Origin of the sequence: Nocardioides sp. NPDC101246 (genome assembly GCF_044767415.1) — a bacterium.
Lineage (GTDB): Bacteria > Actinomycetota > Actinomycetes > Propionibacteriales > Nocardioidaceae > Nocardioides.
Window position 1 is genome coordinate 308,665 of sequence record NZ_JBIWNX010000001.1, and the last position, 21,633, is coordinate 330,297.

17 protein-coding genes are annotated in these 21,633 nt (G+C 70.1%); 6 read left to right on the plus strand and 11 right to left on the minus strand.

Annotation, left to right across the window (positions count from 1 at the left end; all coding sequences use genetic code 11):
* From nadC to ACIRON_RS01475, 5 genes are read right to left on the minus strand one after another with little or no spacing between them, the layout of a single operon-like run.
* Positions 1–930: a carboxylating nicotinate-nucleotide diphosphorylase gene (gene nadC / locus ACIRON_RS01455; protein WP_402987994.1), complete on the minus strand. Its 930-nt coding sequence runs from the start codon at positions 928–930 to the stop codon at positions 1–3.
* Complete coding sequence (locus ACIRON_RS01460; protein WP_402987997.1) at positions 930–2,591, minus strand: L-aspartate oxidase; 1,662 nt, start codon at positions 2,589–2,591, stop codon at positions 930–932. The genes nadC and ACIRON_RS01460 overlap by 1 nt, the downstream gene beginning before the upstream one ends.
* 9 nt (positions 2,592–2,600) lie before the next feature.
* A complete protein-coding gene (gene panD / locus ACIRON_RS01465; RefSeq protein ID WP_292650997.1) occupies positions 2,601–3,026 on the minus strand; it encodes an aspartate 1-decarboxylase in 426 nt (141 codons plus the stop codon).
* The gene (gene panC / locus ACIRON_RS01470; RefSeq protein WP_402988002.1) at positions 3,023–3,889 is read right to left on the minus strand and encodes a pantoate--beta-alanine ligase; all 867 of its coding nucleotides are present in this window, start codon (positions 3,887–3,889) and stop codon (positions 3,023–3,025) included. Before panC ends, panD begins: the two co-directional genes overlap by 4 nt.
* The gene (locus ACIRON_RS01475; protein WP_402988005.1) at positions 3,889–4,809 is read right to left on the minus strand and encodes a Rossmann-like and DUF2520 domain-containing protein; all 921 of its coding nucleotides are present in this window, start codon (positions 4,807–4,809) and stop codon (positions 3,889–3,891) included. Before ACIRON_RS01475 ends, panC begins: the two co-directional genes overlap by 1 nt.
* 291 nt (positions 4,810–5,100) lie before the next feature.
* Between ACIRON_RS01475 and ACIRON_RS01480 the strand changes: the two genes are divergently transcribed.
* The 3 genes from ACIRON_RS01480 to ACIRON_RS01490 are packed head-to-tail and all read left to right on the plus strand — an operon-like array spanning position 5,101 to position 9,247.
* A complete protein-coding gene (locus ACIRON_RS01480) occupies positions 5,101–6,516 on the plus strand; it encodes an SDR family NAD(P)-dependent oxidoreductase (protein WP_402988008.1) in 1,416 nt (471 codons plus the stop codon).
* Positions 6,517–6,520: 4 nt separating this feature from the next.
* Complete coding sequence (locus ACIRON_RS01485) at positions 6,521–7,651, plus strand: acyltransferase family protein (RefSeq protein ID WP_402988011.1); 1,131 nt, start codon at positions 6,521–6,523, stop codon at positions 7,649–7,651.
* 9 nt (positions 7,652–7,660) lie between these two features.
* On the plus strand, positions 7,661–9,247 hold the full coding sequence (locus ACIRON_RS01490) for a class I SAM-dependent methyltransferase (RefSeq protein WP_402988014.1): 1,587 nt from the start codon (positions 7,661–7,663) through the stop codon (positions 9,245–9,247).
* Here the strand turns inward: ACIRON_RS01490 and ACIRON_RS01495 are convergent.
* Complete coding sequence (locus tag ACIRON_RS01495) at positions 9,229–11,166, minus strand: glycosyltransferase (RefSeq protein ID WP_402988017.1); 1,938 nt, start codon at positions 11,164–11,166, stop codon at positions 9,229–9,231. The genes ACIRON_RS01490 and ACIRON_RS01495 overlap by 19 nt on opposite strands.
* A 147-nt stretch (positions 11,167–11,313) precedes the next feature.
* Between ACIRON_RS01495 and ACIRON_RS01500 the strand changes: the two genes are divergently transcribed.
* Positions 11,314–13,671 carry a hypothetical protein gene (locus ACIRON_RS01500; RefSeq protein ID WP_402988019.1) on the plus strand — a complete coding sequence of 786 codons (2,358 nt, stop codon included), beginning with the start codon at positions 11,314–11,316 and terminating at the stop codon, positions 13,669–13,671.
* Positions 13,672–13,736: 65 nt separating this feature from the next.
* On the opposite strand, the gene ACIRON_RS01505 is transcribed toward ACIRON_RS01500, so the two are convergent.
* From ACIRON_RS01505 to ACIRON_RS01525, 5 genes are read right to left on the minus strand one after another with little or no spacing between them, the layout of a single operon-like run.
* Complete coding sequence (locus ACIRON_RS01505) at positions 13,737–17,303, minus strand: CDP-glycerol glycerophosphotransferase family protein (RefSeq protein WP_402988022.1); 3,567 nt, start codon at positions 17,301–17,303, stop codon at positions 13,737–13,739.
* A 59-nt stretch (positions 17,304–17,362) separates the two neighbouring features.
* A complete protein-coding gene (locus ACIRON_RS01510) occupies positions 17,363–17,773 on the minus strand; it encodes a hypothetical protein (protein WP_402988025.1) in 411 nt (136 codons plus the stop codon).
* Positions 17,773–18,519, minus strand: a complete 747-nt coding sequence (locus tag ACIRON_RS01515; RefSeq protein ID WP_402988028.1) for an SDR family NAD(P)-dependent oxidoreductase — start codon at positions 18,517–18,519, stop codon at positions 17,773–17,775. Before ACIRON_RS01515 ends, ACIRON_RS01510 begins: the two co-directional genes overlap by 1 nt.
* Complete coding sequence (locus ACIRON_RS01520) at positions 18,512–19,735, minus strand: AMP-binding protein (RefSeq protein WP_402988030.1); 1,224 nt, start codon at positions 19,733–19,735, stop codon at positions 18,512–18,514. Before ACIRON_RS01520 ends, ACIRON_RS01515 begins: the two co-directional genes overlap by 8 nt.
* Positions 19,732–19,983: a phosphopantetheine-binding protein gene (locus ACIRON_RS01525; protein ID WP_402988032.1), complete on the minus strand. Its 252-nt coding sequence runs from the start codon at positions 19,981–19,983 to the stop codon at positions 19,732–19,734. Before ACIRON_RS01525 ends, ACIRON_RS01520 begins: the two co-directional genes overlap by 4 nt.
* 25 nt (positions 19,984–20,008) lie before the next feature.
* On the opposite strand from ACIRON_RS01525, the gene ACIRON_RS01530 reads away from it, so the two are divergent.
* On the plus strand, positions 20,009–20,557 hold the full coding sequence (locus tag ACIRON_RS01530; protein WP_402988034.1) for a GNAT family N-acetyltransferase: 549 nt from the start codon (positions 20,009–20,011) through the stop codon (positions 20,555–20,557).
* Positions 20,557–21,612, plus strand: coding sequence for a pseudaminic acid synthase (gene pseI, locus ACIRON_RS01535; protein WP_402988036.1), 1,056 nt, complete (start codon positions 20,557–20,559; stop codon positions 21,610–21,612). Before ACIRON_RS01530 ends, pseI begins: the two co-directional genes overlap by 1 nt.
* Positions 21,613–21,633: the final 21 nt, after the last annotated feature.

The window sequence follows — 21,633 nt, forward strand, 5'->3', positions numbered from 1 at the left end:
TCAGCCCTCGGACAGGTCGAAGCCGATGTCGAAGACCTTCACCGAGTGGGTCAGCGCACCGACGGAGAGATAGTCGACACCGGTCTCGGCGACCTCGCGAGCCCGGTCGAGGGTCAGTCCACCGGAGGCCTCGAGCACGGCACGTCCGGCGGTGATCTCGACGGCCTCCTTCATCGTCGCGGTCGACATGTTGTCGAGCATGATCCGGCCGCACCCGGCGTCGAGCAGCGAGGTGAGCTCCTCGAGCGTGGTCACCTCGACCTCGATCGGCACGTCCGGGTAGGCGAACTTCACGGCCTCGTAGGCCTGCACCGCGCCACCGGCGGCGACGATGTGGTTGTCCTTGACCAGCGCCATGTCGGAGAGCGACATCCGGTGGTTGGCACCACCGCCGCAGCGCACGGCGTACTTCTCCAGGGACCTGAATCCCGGAAGCGTCTTGCGGGTGTCGAGGACCTGCGCGCCGGTGCCCTCGAGGGCCTCGGTCCAGGCCGCGACACCGGTGGCGACGCCGGAGAGGTGGGAGGCGTAGTTGAGCGCCGTACGCTCCGCGGTCAGCAGCCCGCGGGTCGGCCCGGCGATCTGCATGATGACGTCCCCGGCCTTCACCTTGGAGCCATCCTTGACGCGGTCGGTGACCGTGACGGAGTCACCCATGACGTACGCGAAGACGAGCTCGGCCACGCCGAGGCCGGCCACGACGCCGTCCTCCCGAGCGGCGAAGACGCCGATCCCGGTCGAGTCGGGGGCGATGGTCGCCACCGAGGTGACGTCCTCGCTGGGCATCTCACCGGGTGCGGACGTGGGCAGGTCCTCGTCGAGAGCGAGTTCCACGGCGTCGTAGACCTCGCCGGCGTCCAGGCCGGCCTTGGTCAGCTCGTCGCGCAGAGACTGCGGGATCTCGTCGAAGGGCACGCGTCGGATGGTCATCAGGCTCCTGCCATGGTTGTGGTCTTCGGGTCTGTCGCCGGGGCCGGGGTGAAGCTGGCGACAGTCTCGCCGTCCCGGAGTCTCAGGTCGAAATGGCCGGCGAACCCGGCGTCGTCACGCTCGGCGAAGTCTTCGCGCCAGTGGGACCCGCGGGTCTCCTCTCGCAGCAGCGCCGACTTCGCCAGCGCGAGCGAGACGGTCAGCAGGTTGGTCGCCTCCCAGGCGGCCGGGTCGATCTCGGTCGCCGGGGTGTCACCGAGCTGCTCGAGCTCGTCGATCGCCTCGGCGAGGCCGGTCGCGTTGCGGAGGACTCCGACCTTGGTCGTCATCGTCTCCTGCAGCTGCTTGAGCGCTGCGCCCGGGACGAGCGGGCGCCCGGCACCGAGACCAGGGGCCGGATCCTCCAGCTGACGCAGCTCGCCGGGCAGGACCTCGGCGATCCGGCGCGAGAAGACCAGCCCTTCGAGCAGCGAGTTGGAGGCGAGCCGGTTGGCGCCGTGGACGCCGCTGCAGGCGACCTCGCCGGTGGCGTAGAGGCCGGGCACGTCCGAACGGCCCCACAGGTCGGTGCGTACGCCGCCGGAGGCGTAGTGGCACGCCGGGGCGACGGGGATCAGGTCGACGGAGGGGTCGACGCCGTGCTGCTCGCAGGAGGCGAGGATGTTGGGGAACCGCTTCTCCCAGAACTCACGACCGAGGTGGCGGGCGTCGAGCCACATGTTGGGGTGTCCGGTCTCGAGCATCCGCTTCATGATCGCCTTGGAGACGATGTCGCGCGGAGCCAGGTCGCGGAGCTCGTGGACACCGTCCATGAGCCGAGCCCCGTCCCAGTCCACCAGGAAGGCGCCCTCGCCGCGTACGGCCTCGGAGATCAGCGGCTGCTGGCCGCGGGAGTCTTCACCGAGGTACATCACGGTGGGGTGGAACTGGACGAACTCCAGGTCGCGCAGCGTCGCACCGGCCCGCAGCGCGATCGCCATCCCGTCGGCGGTGGCGACGGCGGGGTTGGTGGTCTGGGAGAAGACCTGGCCGAGGCCGCCCGAGGCGAGGACTACAGCCCTCGTACGCACGATCCCGACGCCGTCGGCGTCGCCCTCGCCCATCACGTGGATGGTCAGGCCGGCCACGCCGCCGTCGGTGGCGGTCAGCAGGTCGACGACCATGGCGTGCTCGAAGACCAGGATCTCGGGGGCCCGCCGGACCGCCTCCATCAGCGCACGCTGGATCTCGGCGCCGGTCGCGTCGCCGTCGGCATGCGCGATCCGGTCGCGGCGGTGGCCGCCCTCGCGGGTGAGCGACAGGTTGCCGTCGGGGTCCTTGTCGAAGTCGGCGCCCCACTCGATCAGCTCACGGACCGCCTCGGCGCCCTCGCCGACCAGGACGCGTACGGCCTCCAGGTCGCACGCACCGGCGCCGGCCACGAGGGTGTCGACCTCGTGCTGAGCCGGGGTGTCACCCTCGCCGAGAGCCGCAGCGATGCCGCCCTGGGCCCATTGCGTCGACCCGGCCTTGAGCTCGTCCTTGGTGACGACGGCGACCCGCTCGACCTGGTCCTTAAGCCGTAGTGCCGCGGTCAGTCCGGCGATCCCCGAGCCCACCACGATCACGTCTGCCCACTCGGTCCAGCCCGGATCGCGGGCAGACAGGAGCTCCAAGTTCATGACCGCACGCTACTGCGTGAGAACGAGCGGTCCACGCATCTGGTCGGTTCCTGGAACCGGCTCGCTCCGGTCGGAGCCGAGCGCGATGATGTGGTTGGCCTCGTCGACGTGGACGACGTGCGGCTCGAAGGCCTTCGCCTCCTCGGTGGTCATCTGCGCGTACGCGATGAGGATGACCAGGTCCCCCGGGTGGACCAGGTGGGCGGCGGCGCCGTTGATACCGAGTACGCCGCTGCCGCGCTCGCCCGCGATCGTGTAGGTCTCCAGGCGGGCACCGTTGGTGATGTCGACGATGGAGACCAGCTCGCCCGGGAGGATGTCCGCGGCGTCGAGGAGGTCGGCGTCGACGGTGACCGAGCCGACGTAGTGGAGGTCTGCCTGGGTGACCGTGGCGCGGTGGATCTTGCCGGTCATCATGGTGCGCAGACGAGTCATCGGGATGCTCCGATCGTGAGGCTCATGTTGTCGATGAGTCGGGTCGTGCCGACCCGGGCGGCGATGAGGATCCGGGCTTCGGTGGCCGGCTCCGGGTGGGTGGACAGCTCAGCGAGCGCAGGGTCGGTGACCACGAGGTAGTCCACGTCGACCCCCTTGGCCCGGCGCAGCTCGGAACGGGCCGCCTGGAGCGCGGCCTCGACACCGTGCGCTGCCTCGCGCTGCGCGGCGTAGAGCGCCTGCGACAGCGTCGTCGCCTCCTCCCGCTGCTCGGGCGGGAGGTAGCGGTTGCGCGAGGAGAGGGCCAGGCCGTCGGCCTCGCGCTGCGTCGGTGCGCCGACGACGTCGACGCCGAGGCACAGGTCGGCCGACATCCGGCGGATCAGGGCGAGCTGCTGGTAGTCCTTCTCGCCGAAGACGGCGACGTCGGGCTTGACCAGCCCGAACAGCTTCGCGACGACGGTGAGCACACCACCGAAGTGGCCCGGCCGGGTCTTGCCCTCGAGCACGTCAGCGAGCGGCCCTGGGGCCACGGTCACCTGCGGCAGCCCACCGGGATAGACCTCGTCCACCGACGGCGCGAAGACGACGTCGACGCCCTCCCGCTCGCAGACCTCCAGGTCCGCCTCGAGCGTGCGCGGGTAGCGGTCGAGGTCCTCCCCCGCGCCGAACTGCAGCGGGTTGACGAAGATCGACACCACGACAGGGCCCCCGCCGACCCGCTCGCGGGCGACGCGCATCAGCGACGCGTGTCCCTCGTGGAGAGCGCCCATCGTCGGTACGAACCCGACGCTCTCGCCTTCGCGGCGGGCGGAGTCGAGGAGCTTCGCGAGCTCCTCGCGAGTGCTTGCGAGGTGGGTCATCACTGGTTCCAGAGGTGGATCGGGCGCGGAAGCGGCTGCACGGCAGCCCGGTCGGCCTCGTCGAGCAGGTTCTTGATCTTGAGCGCCCGGATGGGCAGCAGCCGCCCGTCCGAGACGGCCCGGTCGAGCGTGGCCCGCGCCATCGAGACGTACGACGCCAGGGTCTGCGGAGCGTTGGTGCGGATGTCGTCGAGGTGGGCGGCCACGGTGCCGACGTCGCCGCGGACGATCGGGCCGGTCAACGCGGCGTCGCCGTGGTCCAGGGCGTTGTCGAGGGCGGCCGTCAGCAGCGGCCGCAGGGTGCCCGCGGGGTCGGTGGCGCCGGCGGCGGCGAGGATCTCCATCGCCTCGGTGACCAGGGTGACCAGGTGGTTCGCGCCGTGGGCGAGCCCGGCGTGGTAGAGCGTCCGCATCTCCTCGGGCACCCACATCGGCTTCCCGCCGAGGTCGAGCACCAGCGACTCGGCGAAGGCCCGGTCGGCAGGGGTCGCGGCGGTGAGCCCGAAGACGCAGCCGGAGAGTCGGGCGAGGTCGACCGAGGTGCCGGAGAAGGTCATCGCCGGGTGGACGGCCATCACGTGGGCGCCGATCGCGGCGGCCGGCTCGAGGATCGCCAGTCCGTGGCGGCCTGAGGTGTGCGCGACGTACATCCCGGGCCGGATCGCACCGGCGTCGGTCATCGTCTTGACGACGTTGCCGAGCATGTCGTCGGGGACGGTGAGGAGAAGGAGGTCGCACGCGCGAGCGACGGCGGTCGGCTTCTCGACCGGGACACCCGGGAGAAGCGAGGCGATGCGTGCGCGAGAGGCGTCGGACTCTCCGGCGACCGCGACGATCTCATGACCGGCGGACCTGAGGGCTGCTGCAAGGACGGCCCCGACGCGACCCGCGCCGACGACGCCCACCCTGAGTGGGTTCATGGTTGTAGACCTTTCGTTCCAGTCCCTCCGACCACTCCCCCGTGTGAACGGAGCCGGGATGGGTACCAGACGTTGTGCCTGCCTGCTCGGCCACCGTGACCGAGCTGAAACAAAGGTACGCCGCCGGTCACTCTTCCGAAACATCAAGCTGACGTGACTGCGATCACACGGGCGCGGATCACACCTCGGGGCAACGGCTGGGTATCACCTCGTCCCCAGCATTGGAGTCCGCAGCGCGCATCATGGAAGAATCCGCTCCCTCCTCGTCATCTATCAAAGGGTCAGAGTTCAGTGCTTCGTAACGTTGCCGTGCTGCTTGCCGGCGGTGTGGGCTCCCGCGTGGGTCTCGACATCCCGAAGCAGCTCATCAAGATCGCCGGGATGCCGATCATGGAGCACACCCTCGGCGTGCTCGACCGCCACCCGCAGATCGACGAGATCATCATCCTGATGGCCCCCGGCCACCTCGACGCCGTGCACGCGATGACCCGCGACGGCCGCTACCCGAAGGTCTCCAAGATCCTCGAGGGCGCCGACACCCGCAACGAGACGACCAAGCGCGCCCTGGCCGCCCTCCCCGAGGGCGAGGACTGCAACGTGCTCCTCCACGACGCCGTACGTCCGCTGCTCAGCGAGGACGTGATCACCGACTGCTTCAAGGCGCTGGTGACCTACCAGGCCGTCGACGTGGCCATCCCGTCCGCGGACACGATCATCGAGCTCAACGACGACAACACCATCTCGCAGATCCCGGACCGCTCGCGGCTGCGTCGCGGCCAGACCCCGCAGGCCTTCCTCGCCTCGACCCTGAAGCGGGCCTACGAGATCGCCGACCAGGACCCGGAGTTCAAGGCGACCGACGACTGCAGCGTCGTGCTGAGGTACCTGCCCGACACCAAGATCTGGGTGGTCGACGGTCACGAGCAGAACATGAAGGTCACCGAGCCGATCGATGTCTACATCGCCGACAAGCTCTTCCAGCTCACCGCTCACCAGCAGTTCCCGCAGAAGGCCGAGGCCGACTACCGGGCCGCCCTCGAGGGCAAGAACATGGTCGTCTTCGGCGGCAGCTACGGCATCGGGGCCGACATCGCGGAGCTGGCCGAGTCCTACGGCGCCAACGTCGCCTCCTACAGCCGCTCGGCCACCAGCACGGACGTCGCCAAGCGGGCCGACATCGTCGCCGCGGCGGCCGACGCCGGCAAGCGCTTCGGCTCGATCGACTTCGTGGTCAACACGGCCGGTGTGCTGCCGCGCGGCGAGCTCGCCACCGTCTCGGAGGAGACGATCTACAACGCGACCGAGATCAACTACATCGCGCCGGTCCTGATCGCCCAGGAGTTCTTCCCCTACCTCGCCCGGGCGAAGGGCTCGCTGCTCTTCTTCACCTCGAGCTCCTACACCCGCGGTCGCCGCGGCTACGCGCTCTACTCCTCCGCGAAGGCGGCCACGGTCAACCTGACCCAGGCCCTCGCCGACGAGTGGGCCGACCAGGGCGTACGCGTCAACGCGATCAACCCCGAGCGCACCGCCACCCCGATGCGCACCAAGGCGTTCGGCCAGGAGCCGTCCCACACGCTCCTGGAGTCGAAGGCGGTCGCGCGGGCGTCGCTGGACACCCTGATCGCGTCGAGCACCGGCCACGTCATCGACCTGCGCCGCATCGACCCGATCCAAGAGGCCCTGGACGCCGCGGCGGGGAACTGACCCGATGACCAGCGCTCCCACGGTCTCCGAGGACACTGCCCCCGCGTCCACCGCCGCGCCCGCGCCGAAGAAGGCCGTACGCCGCTCCCGGCTCGGCGCGCTGGACGCGCTCCGCTTCATCGCGGCTGCGGTCGTCGTGGGCTACCACCTCACCGGCATCGCGACCCCGTACTGGGGCCTCGACCCCCGGGAGGTCTTCCCGACCCTCAACCACGTCACCCGCTACGGCTACCTCGGCGTGGAGCTCTTCTTCATCATCAGCGGCTTCGTGATCCTGATGACCGCGTGGGGTCGCGACCTGCCCCGCTTCGTCTCCTCCCGGGTCGCCCGGCTGTTCCCGGCCTACTGGATCGCTGTGATCATCACGCTGGTCCTCCAGGCCTACTGGAAGGGCGGGCGTGACCAGGGGTTCGTCGGCGGCCTGATCAACCTGACGATGACCCAGGACGGCTGGAACGTGCTCAGCGCGCAGGGTGCCTTCTGGACGCTCTGGATCGAGCTCAAGTTCTACCTGCTGATCGGGGTCTTCCTGCTCGTCGGGATCACCAAGCAGCGCGTCATCGCGGTGGTGTTCCTGTGGCCGCTGCTGGCCCAGATCGCCCGGGCGACCGACTCCGGCGTGCTCAACTCGCTCCTGTTCGCCGAGTACGCCCCGTTCTTCGCCATGGGCATGGCGCTGTTCCTCATCTACCGGTTCGGCAACTCGTTCATCGCCTGGCTCGCGGTGGCCTACAACGTGATCCTGGGCATCCGCCAGGCGACCGAGTACGCCGACCGTGCCACCGAGCTCGTCGGCGCCACCGTCTCGCCGGCGGTCACCGGCTGGGCGATCGTGGGGTTCGCGGCGCTCGTCTGGCTGGTCTCGGCCGGCCCGCTGGGCCGGGTGGAGGCGCGCTTCCTGACGACGCTCGGGGCTCTGACCTATCCGCTCTACCTGATCCACGCGCAGTTCGCGTTCTGGGTGATCGACATGTTCCACGGCCGCTACGACGAGTACGTCGTCCTGGCTGCTGCCGTCTCGACCGCCCTCGTGCTGGCCATCGCGCTCCACTACCTCATCGAGCGCCGCCTCCACGACCCGGTGCGCGACGCCGTCTTGCGTGGTTTGCGGGAGACTCCGCTTCAGGGGCGCTAATGTCGCTCCATGTGGCCCAGAGGCCGGCAGGATCGCGCTAGAACGGTTCAGCCCCGGCACATCAATCCATCCCGCGTACGTCTCCGTCAGGAGATGGCGCGCTTCGCCAAGGGCACCAAGCGTGGCATGCGCGTGCTCGACGCCGGCGCGGGTCGCTCGCCCTACCGGAAGCTGTTCAAGCACGCCCGCTACGAGGCGGCCGACTTCGCCCAGCTGAGCTCGGCGTACGCTCCCCTCGACTACGTCTGCGACATCACCGACATCCCGGTCGATGACGGCAGCTTCGACCGGGTGATCTGCAACCAGGTCCTCGAGCACGTACCCGAGCCGGAGAAGGCCATCGCCGAGCTCTACCGGGTGCTCAAGCCGGGCGGGCGGATCTTCCTCTCCGCGCCGCTGTTCTTCGCCGAGCACCAAAAACCCTACGACTTCTTCCGCTACACCCAGTTCTCGCTGCGGAAGATGTTCGAGGAGGCAGGCTTCGAGATCGCCCGGATGAACTGGCTCGAGGGCTACTTCGGCACGGTCGCCTACAGCTACCAGATGATGGCGAAGAACCTTCCCGCAAGCACCGGTGAGCTCCGCGGGCGGGGCCTGCGCTGGAAGCTCGCCTACGTCGCCCCGATCGTGCTCCTCAACCAGAAGCTCGCGGTCCACCTCAGCCGCCTCTACGCGCGGCTGGAGGTCTCCGGTCGCCGCCTCGAGCGAGGGATGCCGAAGAACTACGTCGTGGTCGCACGCAAGCCCGCCGACGGGATGCCGCGCGCGACGAAGCGGCCCGAGGCAGAGACGAAGACATCTCCGACCACCGCTGAGCTCCAGGCCGAGGTCGAGCGGCTCAGGACGGAGACCGTACGCACCCGGGAGTCCGTACGCGACCCACTGGTCGACCTCGCGCTCCCCGCCGAGGTCCGCACCGTCCTCGACGCCGTCCGCGCCGAGCACCTCACCTACCTCAAGCCCGAGAACCTGCAGGTGCTCGCCCGCCAGGTGCTGGACGCCGACATCCAGGACCGGCCCGGACTGATCATCGAGACCGGTGCGGCGCTGGGTGGCTCCGCGATCGTGATGGCGGCGGCGAAGGACCCGAAGCGGCCGATGCGGGTCTACGACGTCTTCGGGATGATCCCGGAGCCCTCCGAGCGCGACGGCGAGGACGTGCACCAGCGCTATCGGAAGATCGTCAGCGGCACCTCGAAGGGGATCGGCGGGGAGACCTACTACGGCTACCGCGACAACCTCTACGACGAGGTGGGCGACTCATTCAGCAGGCACGGGATCGACCCGGCGCAGCACAACGTCGAGCTGGTCCAGGGCCTGTTCCAGGACACGCTGAAGATCGACGAGCCGGTCGCCTTCGCCCACCTCGACGGCGACTGGTACGAGTCGACGATGACCTGCCTGGAGCGGATCGCCCCTCACCTGGTCGTGGGTGGACGGATCGTGCTCGACGACTACTTCCACTACAGCGGGTGCCGCGACGCGGTCGACGAGTACTTCAAGGACCGTCCCGGCTTCCGGCTGGAGCGGCGTACGAAGCTCCACGTCGTCCGCACGCCAATCCTGACGACCGCCGGTCAGCGCCGCTGCAGGTGAAGGACGTCGTTCGGGCCGAACGACACCTCGAAGTTCGGGCGGACCTCGCGGGGCCGGCCGAGCCTGGTCTGCCAGTTCCAGTTGTGGACGGTGAACCGGAGCCGCAGGTCGAGGTTGCGCGCGTCCTCGGAGAACTCCTCGAAGACCTCAGCGAGGTCGAACCTCGAGGCGAGCCGGAACTCGCCCCGGCCCCCGGGTGAGACGTCGAGCGGCAGCGCGGCCACCTCGCCGGTCTCGTTGCAGACGGCGTCGAGGGTGACGATGCGGTCGGCCATCACGCCCTTCGGCCACTCGCCCATCACGTTGAGCGTGGCGTCGAAGCGGAGCGTACGAGAGTCACGGAAGGCGGCAGAGCTCGCCTGGGTGCGACCCAACCGGCCGGCGGGACCCGGCAGGCGGGTCGCGACGCCCTCGGGCATCGGGCGCGCCCAGCCGAGGGCGTGCACGTCGAGCCGGGCACGTGCCTTCTCGATCCGGCCCGGCCGCTGCGCGACCGCACCCTCGAAGGCGACCCGCCAGTCCTCGAGGAACGCGCGCCAGTCGTGCTTGCTCGCCTTCTCCAGGGCCTTGCGGGACATCTCGGCCACCTTCGCCGGGTCGTCGATCATCTGGATGCAGCGCTCGGCGACCGCGTCGATGTCCTCGGCCTCGACGATGAAGCCGTCGACGCCGTCGGCGATCTGCTCGCGCGGACCGTAGTTGATGTCGTAGCTGATCACCGGGCAGCCGAAGGAGAGCGACTCGAGGGTGGCGAGGGGGTAGCCCTCGTTGACGCTGGTCATGATGAAGCCGGTGGCGTGCAGCAGCGCTTCCTTGGCTCGCGGGTCGTGGCCCATGAGCTGGACGTTCTTGCCGACGTCGAGGGTCTCGATCAGGTCCGCGAGCGGCTTGTAGAGCTTGCCGTCGCCGTAGATCTGGAACTTGGCCTCGGGCCGCTTCTCGATCACCTTCGCGAAGGCCTTGATGGCGTGCTCGAGGCGCTTCTGCGGCTCGAGGCGAGCGACGGTGACGAACGTCGCCGGCTCCCGCTCGGGCATCGTCTCGGGCAGCTCCGGCAGCTCGACCGGGTTGGGCACGACGAACCGGTGCGAGGTCGAGCCGTAGCGCATCGCGAGGTGCTCGGACTGACGATGGGTCAGGTTGACCAGCGCGTCGTACTCGTGGATGTTGTCGAGCAGCGGCGCGTACTTGCCCGAGAGCTGCGAGTTCCAGCGCCGCTCCTTCACGACATGGTTGTTGTGCATGAGGTGGAGGAAGTAGAAGCGGTCGTCCTGGCGGGGCATGACGTCGCGCAGCGCGAACCGGGAGTCGGTCACGAAGAAGACCCGCTCGGCGTCGCCGGCGAGCAGCTCGAGCCAGTGCCACAGCCAGCCGCCCACGGTCTCCCACGACCGGATCGGGAGCCCCTCGGCGTCGGTGAGGATGTAGGGCACCCGGGACGCGGCCGGGGCACCCGGACCCGGCGCCCGCAGGTAGATCGACCCGTCGGCGCGACGGTAGTCGCGCGCCAGGTCCTTCCCGGACTGCGAGTGGGCGGTGTAATAGACGGTGCCGTCGGGGTGGAGTACGTCCGAGGTGGTCGTGCCGGCGACCTCGGCCAGCCGGCCCCCGAGCGCGGCCACGGACTCGTCCGGCGCGTCGGTCGGGGTGTTGTGGCGGTACCACTCGTAGAGGTTGAGGAGGTCCATGCCCTCGACCAGCTGGCCCGAGTCGCGCAGCACCTGGCGCACCTCGTCGTAGACGGGCTTCGACTCGGTGGTCAGCAGCGTGGTCGGGATCCCGGTGTGCTGGGTGATCAGGCGGTTGCGCATGATCATCGCCCGCGTCTGTCCGCCGAACTTGGTCGCGATCTCGTTGCACATCGTGAGGTAGCGGCCCTCGGGGAACGCGACCTGCTCGTGGGGGTTGGGGATCGGCATGCGCAGAGATTAGTCGGCGTCTTTGGGGATTGCCGATTCTTCGGGCAGGATATCCGGCCTGGATCATAGGGGGAAACGTGTGAACGGACCGCGAACATCGCGGCTCCGCCCGACGACACTGCGTCGAACCATCAATGAAGGAGTCCCATGGCCAGCCCAGCTCGACGACTCGCTCGCCAGCTGCTTCCCGAGCGCCTGCGTCAGAGCCTGACCGCTCGCGTCCCGTCCATCTCGGAGGGCGCACCGCAGGCGGCGGACTCGGCCGGCAAGCCGGCGCCGATCTCCATCGAGGTCGAGCCGCTCGTCGTCGCTGCTGACCTCGACGGTGCCGTGAACGCCGCCGGTGGCGGCTTCTACGAGCGCGCCTGGGCTCTCTTCCAGGGCATCCCGGTCGAGGAGTGGGCCGCCAAGGCCGCCGACGAGTACGTCATGTCCGGCCTCCACGTCGACCCCGACGCGACCCGCGCCGCCCTGCGCGACCTCGCCGAGTCCGGCGCTGCGTACGTCCCGGGGCGGGCATGGCTCGCGATGACCAGCCGTGTCTTCGGCTTCGGCGACCAGGAGCTCGCACGCAGCCTCTACGCCCGGCTCGACGAGGCCATCGGCGACGGCACCAACGGCGACACCAAGTGGACCGTCGAGAGCCGTGACTGGCTGCGCTCGTGGGTGGCTGCCGACAACGACGAGCCCGACGCCCCGGCCGCGCCGGAGGGCACCGTCTCCTACGCCGTCGTCGACTACGGCCACCCCGGCCGCTCCCGTGCCTCGGCCAACATCGGCGACCACGTCCAGACCGTCGCCTCCCTCGGTCACGTGGTGCGCCACAAGGACCTCGAGTTCACCGGCGAGTCCGAGCTCGACGACCTGGCCAACCGGCTGCGCGACCGCGTCCGCCCCGAGCGCGTCCGCGAGGGCCTCTCCGCCAAGGTCCAGCTGATGACCCTGCAGCGCGACGCGTCGATGTACCAGCCGGTCCCGAAGGACACCTGGATGCTCGGCTTCGGGTGGTACATGCACCCCATCTTCGAGATGCGCTACGGCATGCCGTTCCACAAGAACCTGCGCCCAATCTTCGTCTCGTTCCACTGCAGCACCCGCGCGATGATGACCGACGAGACGATCGAGTACCTCAAGAAGTACGCCCCGATCGGCTGCCGCGACTGGACGACCGTCGACATCCTGCTCTCCGTCGGCGTGCCCGCCTTCTTCTCCGGCTGCCTCACCACCACGGTCTCGACGGTCTTCCCGGACGCCGAGGAGCTCCCCGGCCCGGACGCGCCGGTCGGCTACGTCGATGTCTTCGACGGTTCCATCCCCGAGGGCGCCCCGACCTACGCCCAGGGCGGCCTCGACGAGGTCCGGTTCCGGCCGTTCGTGCAGAACATCGACGACGCGATCTCGATGCTCGAGGGCTACCGTCGCGACCACCAGAAGCTGGTCACCAGCCGCCTGCACTGCTACCTGCCCGGTCGCAGCATCGGCATCGACATCGACTTCCGCCCCAAGAACCTCTCCGACCCGCGCTTCGCCGGGCTCAACCCGCTCACGCCGGACGAGTTCGACGGCATCCGGGAGGGCATGAACGACCGGCTCGAGACGATCCTCACCAAGATCTTCTCCGGCGCCGGCGTCGAGGAGGTCTACACGCTGTGGCGCGAGATGAACGCCGCCGACGTCGAGATCGCCCGTGAGCGCCGTGCCGGTGCCCGCAAGGTGGGCGAGCTGGTCAGCTCGATCGCCGAGGACGTACGCAGCAACCCGGTCAGCACCCCGGAGCAGGTCCCGGCCGACGCGATCCACGTCGCCGTCTCGGCCCGCCCGAAGCAGCGCCCGAAGCTGCGCCGGCTGATCAAGTCCATCGCCGCCCACTCGTCCCGTCCGGTCCACCTGTGGGTCCACACCGGCGGCACCGACCTGCGGCTCGACGAGCTCGCCCGGCCGGGGATCACGCTCAGCGCGCTGGACGTGTCCGGCTTCGACGGCATCAAGCAGCCCGACGGCAGCACCCTGCCGATCGGCCAGGTCGAGCGGCTCGTGGTCGCCGACCTGCTCCCCGACGTCGACAAGCTCGTCGTCCTCCCGGTCTCCGCCGTGCTGACCGAGGACATCGCCGGGCTCGCCGACACCGACCTGCAGGGCAACCTGCTGGCTGCCGCCGACGTCGTCGGCACCCGTGCGGTCAGTGGTTTCCAGCAGATCCACGCCGCCGCCAACAAGCAGGCCGAGCGCACCACCGAGGCGGCCGACCTGCGTCGTGACGGCCACCAGCGGCACGCCTTCGACTTCGACGCCTTCGACACCGACGTGCTCGTGCTCGACGCCGCTCAGTGGCGTGCGAAGGACCTGCTCGCCTCGCTGGCGCCCTACGTCGAGACGTACGGGATGACCTACCGCAACGTGGTCCTCCTCGAGGTCGGCCCGCACCGCGCGGTCCTGCCCGAGCGCTGGAACGCGATCCCCGACAAGACCTCGGTGGCCAAGCCGGCTCTCGCCCGGCTGCCATGATCTAGCAGGAAAGCGATGGCGCCGCCCCTACGGGGACGGCGCCATCGTTGCTTTGTGGACCCCGATCAGGGCTTGTCGAAGAAGGCCTCGACGACCCGCTCGGTCGCCTTGCCGTCCTGGGTGTACTGGTACTTGGCGTTGAACTCCGCGATCCGGTCGCGGTGCTCCGCCTCGAGCCGATCCAGGTCGGACAGGGCCGCGACGACCTCCTCGGCGGTGTCGAGCATCGGCCCGGGGGCGGTGTCGGCGTAGTCGTAGAGGAAGCCGCGGATGCCGCCCGTGTAGTCGGACAGGTCTGGCACCAGGAACACCATCGGCCGCCCGGTGAGGGCGAAGTCGAAGCGCAGGCTGGAGTAGTCGAGCACCGCGGCGTCGGAGGCCAGGATCAGGTCGTTGATCTCCGGGTAGTCGGTGACGTCGATGATCCGGGCGGTGCGCTCGCTGCGCTCGCTGCCCTTGGAGTTGAACCGGTGACCGCGCAGCAGGATGACGTACTCGTCACCCAGGGCCTCGCTGGCCGCGACCACATCGAGGTGCTCGACCATCTTCGCCGAGCGGTAGTTGAGCGCCAGGTGGTCGCGCCAGGTCGGGGCGTAGAGGACCACCTTCTGGTGGGGGCCGATGCCGAGCAGGGTGCGCGCACGCTCGCGATCCTCCGCCGCCGACGGGCCGACCAGCGCGTCGTCGCGCGGGTAGCCCTCGCTGTGGATCGGGCCGTCGTAGGCGTACTCCTCGCGGTAGTAGCGGTCCATCTCCGGCGTCGGGGTGAGGATCAGGTCCCACCCGGCGGTCGTACGGTCCAGCTCGGCCTCGCAGCGCAGCGGCGAGAACATCTTCGCGCGCCACATCCGCAGGCCCATCGACTTGGCCGGGTAGCCGTGGAAGGTCTGCAGGAAGCGCTGGCCCTCCCGCTTCTTCCACCAGCGGTCGAAGTCGATGTTCTGGACGAGGTATTTCGCGGTGCCGATGACCCGGTACCACTCCGGGCTCTGCAGCACGACCGGGATGCCGCCCTCGGGGACCCGGGAGGCGTGGTCGGCGACGCCCCAGTAGAGGGTGAGGTCGGGCCGGGTGCGACGCAGGTGCTCGTGGATCGCGAGCTGGGAGTCGGTGCCGGTCGAACCGGCGTAGGTCGAGAGATAGACCGCGGACTCGTCGATCGGCTCCTCGGCCGCCAGGACGCGCTCGCGGGCGAGGTTGTGGGCGTAGCTGCCGGCGTGGTCGACGGGGATCGGCGGCTGCAGGGTGACCCCCGGGCCGTTGCCGTTGACCGGACGCAGCCGGACCTCGTCACTGGTCTGGAACTCGGCCTGGTGCTCGAGGAACGCGCCGGTGTGGCGTACGTTGCCGCTGCGCTTGGCCCCGCAGGTGAGCTGGAACTGGTAGATGCCGCTGGGCAGGACGGACTCGCCCAGACCCCACTCGTCCCAGCGCAGCGTGAAGACGACCTCGAACTCGGCGGAGCTGCCATCGCCGGTGTCGATCTTGACGGTCTCGCTGTGCCGCGAGCCGGAGAGGGTCAGCCGGGCGTGCTTCGGGATCGAGCTGAGCCACTCGCCCCGCACGGTGATCCGGCCGTCGCCGAGCTCGACGCGGTCGATCGCGACGGTGTCGGCCACCTCGATGACCTGGGCGTAGCCCCGGCCGTCTCGCGAGGCCAGCACGCTGCCGCCGCGTTGGCCGGTCCACGGCTCACCGACCGCGTCGGTCCAGACGATCCGGCCCGAGGTGCCGTCCTGGAGGGTCTCCAGCCGCCAGGCGGCGGGCACACCGGGCTCGACAGCTCCATGGGCGGGGAGGCTGAGCGTGACCGTGGCGTCCTTGACGGGCGCCTCGATGTGTACGCCGCCACCGATCGCCCGCACGGCCTGCGGAAGCTGACCGGCGAGGGTGAGCGAGATGCTCCGGCCCTCGACCCGGACCTGCTCCACGGTGGTGGTGGTCGTCGTCGGGACGGCGCGGAAGCTGAGCTGGTCCTCGAAGCGGTCGCAGGCCACGGACAGGCCGGCGGAGGTGTGGACCCGCGGCCGGTAGCGCGTGGCCAGGTTGCCCGCCGGGCCGCGGGTGTCGACCTGGACGTCGCTGGTGGTGCGGACGACGCCGTCGACGGCGACGGTGACCTCGAGGTGCCAGCGCCCGGCGGTGAGCCGGGTGAGGTCGATCTCGGTGCGGCAACCGGCGGCGCGGTAGTCCTGGTACTTGTGACCGATGGTCATGTTGGCCTGCGCGTCGCGCCGCGGCGTGACGGTCAGGTCGATCGGGTCGGGCAGCACCGTGTCGGGGTCCGACGCGAAGCCGTCCTCGTCGTCCATGTCGACCAGGTCCGGCACCAGGCGTGCGGTGAAGAACGGGGTCGTCTCGGCGAGGTCGACGAGCTCGATCCGCGCCACCAGGTCGACCACGACCCGGTCGGAGTCGAGAGGACGTACGTCCCGCACCAGCACCCGCGCCGGGGTCTCGTGCTCGTTGAGCGTGGTCACGGCCGTGGGCAGGTCCGTGTCGGGGAAGATCCCGTGGACCTGGCCTCCGGCGACCCGCGTACGCAGGTTGCCGCGCTCGAACCAGCGCGACGCGACGAACGCGGTCAGCTCCTCGCGCCGGTCGGCAAGGAGGTAGGACAGCCGGGCCCGCACCTCGACCGGGAGCTTGAGCCACACCTCCGGAGCGACGTCACGCTCGATCTCGACGACGAGGTCGCGCAGGGCGGTCCACTGCTCCGCGCCCATCCGCTCGACGTCACCGAGGATCGTGTTGGCACGGCCGGCGAGCCCGCCGAGCGCCCAGTGGTCACGCAGGCCCGAGGCCAGCTCTCCGATCGCGACCCACGTCGACCGGGTCTGCTCGATCCACTTCTCCATCCCGAGGGTCTGGTCGTGGAGCTGCTCGACCGGGGTGCCGTCGGCACGATCCATGTCGACGCACACCGGCGCCGTGACCACGTCGAAGCGGTTGGCCTTCAGGTAGCCGTCGAACCCGACCGCGTCGGCGCCGCCACGGCCGCCGAAGCTGAAGCCCTGCCGGCGCCAGAACGAGGTGCGGAAGAGCCGGTTGCTCACCCCGACGTCGCTCAGCGCCACCGGGAACTCGTCGAGGGTGAGGCCGGAGCGGTTCTCGGCGTGCACGAGGTCGTAGGCCGGCACCACCGGCGGGGAGAGCCGCTGGCGGCTCTCGATGCGACCGACCGCGAGATCCGACCCGCTCCCCTCCAGGGCGGTGACCAGCGTACGCATCGCGTTCGGGGTGAGGAGGTCGGCGGCGAGCAGGAAGCAGACGTAGGCTCCCCGCGCCGCGCGACCACCGCGGTCGCGGGCCTCGGCCTGCGTCGCGGAGCTGTCCAGCAGCCGCAGGCGGTAGTCGTCGGGGAGGTCGGCGAGGATCTGGTCGCTCACCACGCTGGCCTGGCCGTAGGGAGCGATCAGGATCTCGAGGGACGTATGGGTCTGCTCGCGCACGGAGAGGAGCGACTCGGCCAGGTATTGCTTGTCCTGGTCGGTCACCGTCACCACGACCGAGACGAGCGCGCCACGCTCGTGCCCGAGAACGCGATGCCCGGCGTCACGAGCCAGTCGACGGACACCCTGAGGCATCCTTCGTTCGGCGCGACGCAGGACGTCGACGATTCCCTGACCCATGCACAATCCCTCTCGGTTCGGGGTCGTCCCGAATGACGCTCCCGCGAATCTGATCGAACTCAGAGGTTACAGGCGAACGAACAGTCTCCCGCACTCCGGCCGATACCCCTCAGGGAACCTTCGGCAGGGACTCTGCCGATCGAGACGACGATCCCGCCCCGCAGACGCAGGGTGCTCAGGCGTACGTCGGCGCTGGGCTCCTCGCCCGCCATCAGGGCCACGATGTCGACGACGCCGCGGCCGGTGAGCTTCACGACGCACTCGGCCCGAGTCCATCGCTCCCAGAACCCATCGGTGCCGAACCGCCTCGCGAGAGCCTCCGGGACCGTACGCTCCACCTCGGCGTCGACCGCCACCGGGACGTCGTCGGAGCTCGCCCAGGCGACCACCCGGCCGTCGTGGAGGTGGCTGCGGGCGCGATAGCCGGCGAGCTCGGCGTCGCTGCCGACCAGGAGCCGGCCGCCGGGCATCAGATCGAGCCGCCGCCGTCGATGACGATCGACTGGCCGTTGATGTTGGCCTGCTCGAGCAGCAGCATCCGGACGGTCGGCACGACGTCCTCCGGTGTGGTCATCGCACCCGAGGGCGTACGCCGCGCGATCGACTCGAGCTGGTTCGCGCCGAGCACCGCGGACATCTCCGAGGCGAAGAACCCGGGAGCGACCGCGTTGACCAGCACCCGGCCGCCGAGCTCGCGGGCCAGCGAGCGGGTCGCCGCGTCGAGACCTCCCTTGGTGGCCGAGTAGGCCACCAGGCCCTGGTAGCCGCGCTGGCCACAGATCGAGGTCACGTTGACGACCCGGCCCTTGAGGCCCTTGCCGATCAGGCGCCGCAGCACGAACCGGGTCAGCACCAGGGGCGCGGTCAGGTTGGTCTCGATGATCTGCGCGATCCGGTCCGACGAGGTGTGCACGTGCAGCGAGTCCTGCCCGATCGCGGCGTTGTTGACCAGTCCGTCGATGACGCCGAGCCTCGCCTCGACCTCCTTGACGAACGCCTGGGCCGCCTTCTCGTCGGTCACGTCGACCGAGCCGACGTGGGTGTCCTCGGGGTACTTCGAGGCCAGCGCCTCGAGCTCGGGGGTCACCGTGCGCGCGAAGGCCGCGACCTTCACCCCGCGCTCGAGCAGGTCGGTGACGATGGCGAGACCGAGGCCGCGCGAGGCACCGGAGACCAGCACGACGGATACAGGTGGGAAGGGTTGGAAATCAGACATCGCTCTTCAGCGTCTCCTTGGCCGGGATCTCGGCGAGCATCTTGATGCGCCGCGGCACGGCGTACTCGGGCAGTCGCTCGGCAGCCCAACGGGTCAGGTCGTCGGCGGTCACGCCCGAGTCCTGGCCGGCGACCACGTCGGCGACGACCATGGTCCCGACCAGGGGCGCCTTGCGACCGCGTACGGCCGCCCAGGCGATCGCGGGATGGGACTGCAGCAGGTCGCGTACGGCACCGGCCGACACCTTGGAGCCGCCGACGTTGAGCTCGTCGCGGTCCAGGCGACCGGTGACCAGGACCCGGTCGTCTTCGATGCGGGCGGCATCGCCGGTGCGTACGGCGCCGGCCATCTCCGCACCCGAGGCGTCGGTGCCGTGGTGGGGCGAGGTGATCACCAGCTCCCCGTCGACCACTGAGAGTCGCGGACGACCGGGGACGTCGAGGTCGAGCCACTGCGTCGGAAAGCCCGCGCGACCGTCGTGGACGACGATCGAGGCACCGACCTCGGAGGAGGCGTAGATCCAGGACACCCGCGCGTCCGGGAAGGCCTCGCCGAGCTGCGAAAGCACCGCCTGGTCGACCGGTTCACCGCCGAGCGTGACCTGCTCGAGCGCGAGCTTCTGCAGCTCGGCGCCGTGACGCATCAACGTACGTCGCCAGAACGTCGGGGTCCCGGACACCGCGGTGACGCCGTGCTCGAGCGCGGGCGTCACCCAGTCGTCCAGGTCGGCAGGGTCGACGAGCACCAGGTCCTGACCGGGTACGCCCAGCCCGAGCGTGATCACCTGCCACCATGCGTAGGTGCCGGGCGAGTAGGGGCACAGCCAGGTGCGCGGCGCCAGCTCGCCGGTCACGGTCGAGAGCGACTCCAGGGTGTGACCGACCCGCTTGGGCCGGCCGGTCGACCCGGAGGTGAGCAGCCAGACCCGGCCGTCCTCGGCCGCCCGGGGGCTGGTCGCCGCCTGGATGTCGTCGCCGGCGACGAGGTCGAAGCCGGCCCCGCGCAGCTCCGCGCGGAGGGCCTCGTCGAGCCGTCCGGCGGCGACGACGAGGAGCTCGCCGCCGTCCTTCAGCGCGGCGACCGCCGGCAGCGCATCGACGCTGTGCTCCACCACGCGGGCCGTCGGCTCCCGCCGTGGGCCGGCGGGCCGGACGAGCTCGCCCCAGGTGGCTCGCCTCCCCGTCCGGGCATCGACGACGAGGTTGTCGGCGATCACTGCCCCTGGATCTCCACGAGCAGGTCGAGCACGTCTCCGATCGTCTCGATCGAGCGCAGTCCGGCCGCCTCGAAGTTGAGCTCGTCGCCGATCTCGTCCTCGACCCGGAGCGCGAGCTCGGAGAAGTCGAGGGAGCGGAAGCCGATGTCGGACAGCTTCGCGGTGTCGTCAGCGGGCAGGGTCTTCCCCTGCACGGCCAGCACTTCGCCCATGAGCTTGCGGACCGCCGGTCGGTCGAGAGTCTCCATGGTCTCGGACCATATCGTGATGCCTATGAGGAGACCGATGTTGCGACGGGCGACCGACGCCGATCTGCCGAACATGCTCGCCTGGCGCAACCAGGACGCGAACCGCTCGGTGAGCATCAACCAGCACCTGATCGCCGCCGAGGAGCACGCCGCATGGTGGTCCCGGGTCGCCCAGGACGCGTCGCGCCGGGTCCTGATGTTCGAGTACGCCGGCCGCCCGCTCGGCGTGGTGACCTTCTTCGACCACGATCCCGTCGCCCGGTCGGCGTCCTGGGGTTTCTACCTCGACCACGACGGCACCACCGCCGACGGCACCGCGCTGCTGGCGTGGACCAAGATCATGCGCGAGGCCGTGGCGTACGCCTTCTCCCCCGAGCCCGACGGTCTCGACATCGACGTCCTCGAGGGCGAGGTGCTCCCCCACAACGAGGCCGTCCGCGCCATGAACCGCCGGCTCGGCTTCACCGAGGGCGAGCCCTACGAGCAGACCACCGACGACGGCCCGGTGACCGCCATCCCGGTCAGCCTGCGCCGCGAGGACCGACCCACCCGACGTTCCGGCAAGGAGCAGTGATGACCCACCACGAGATCACCGTCGGGGACCGCACGATCGGTCCCGACCACGAGCCGTTCGTGATCGCGGAGATGTCCGGCAACCACGGTGGTGACCTGGAGCGGGCACTCGACATCGTGCGGGCCGCGGGCGAGGCCGGCGCGCACGCGCTCAAGATCCAGACCTACACCGCCGACACCATCACCCTGGACGTCGACACCCCAGCCTTCCGGCTCTCGGCGGACCACCCGCTGTGGCCCGACCGCCGCCTCCACGAGCTCTACGAGGAGGCGCACACGCCGTGGGACTGGCACGAGCCGATCTTCTCCCTGGCGAGCGAGCTCGGGATGGTGCCGTTCAGCGCCGCGTTCGACCCGACGGCGGTCGACTTCCTGGTCGGGCTCGGCGTCCCGATGCTGAAGTCGGCCTCCTCCGAGATCACCGACCTGCCGCTGGTCCGCGCGATCGCCGAGACCGGGTTGCCGACGATCATCTCCTCCGGCACGGCGACGCTCGCCGAGATCGACGCGGCGGTGCGTACGGCACGAGCGACCGGCAACGACGATCTCGTCGTGCTGGCCTGCACCGCGTCCTACCCTGCTCCACCGGAGGCCTCCAACCTCCGCGGGATCCCGGTGCTGCGCGACGGGCTCGACGTCGCCGTCGGCCTCTCCGACCACACGCTGGGCATCGGCGCCTCGGTCGCGGCCGTCGCGCTCGGCGCGTGCGTGATCGAGAAGCACATCACGCTCTCCCGCGAGGACGGTGCCGTCGACTCCGACTTCTCCCTGGAGCCGGACGAGTTCGCCTCGCTGGTCAGCGAGACGCGGATCGCCTGGCGGGCGCTCGGCGAGGCCCGGATCGGCCCGAAGTCGGCCGAGCGCGAGGGCCTGCGATTCCGCCGCTCGCTCTTCGTCACCCGCGACGTGAAGGCCGGGGAGAAGGTCTCCCCCGACAACGTCCGATCCGTACGTCCCGCCGACGGCCTCCCGCCGGCCGACATCGACATCGTCCTCGGTCGTCAATTCACCCAGGACGCCGCCGCCGGCACACCTCTGAGCTGGGACCTGGTCTGACCCGACGCCGAGTCGGCTCGT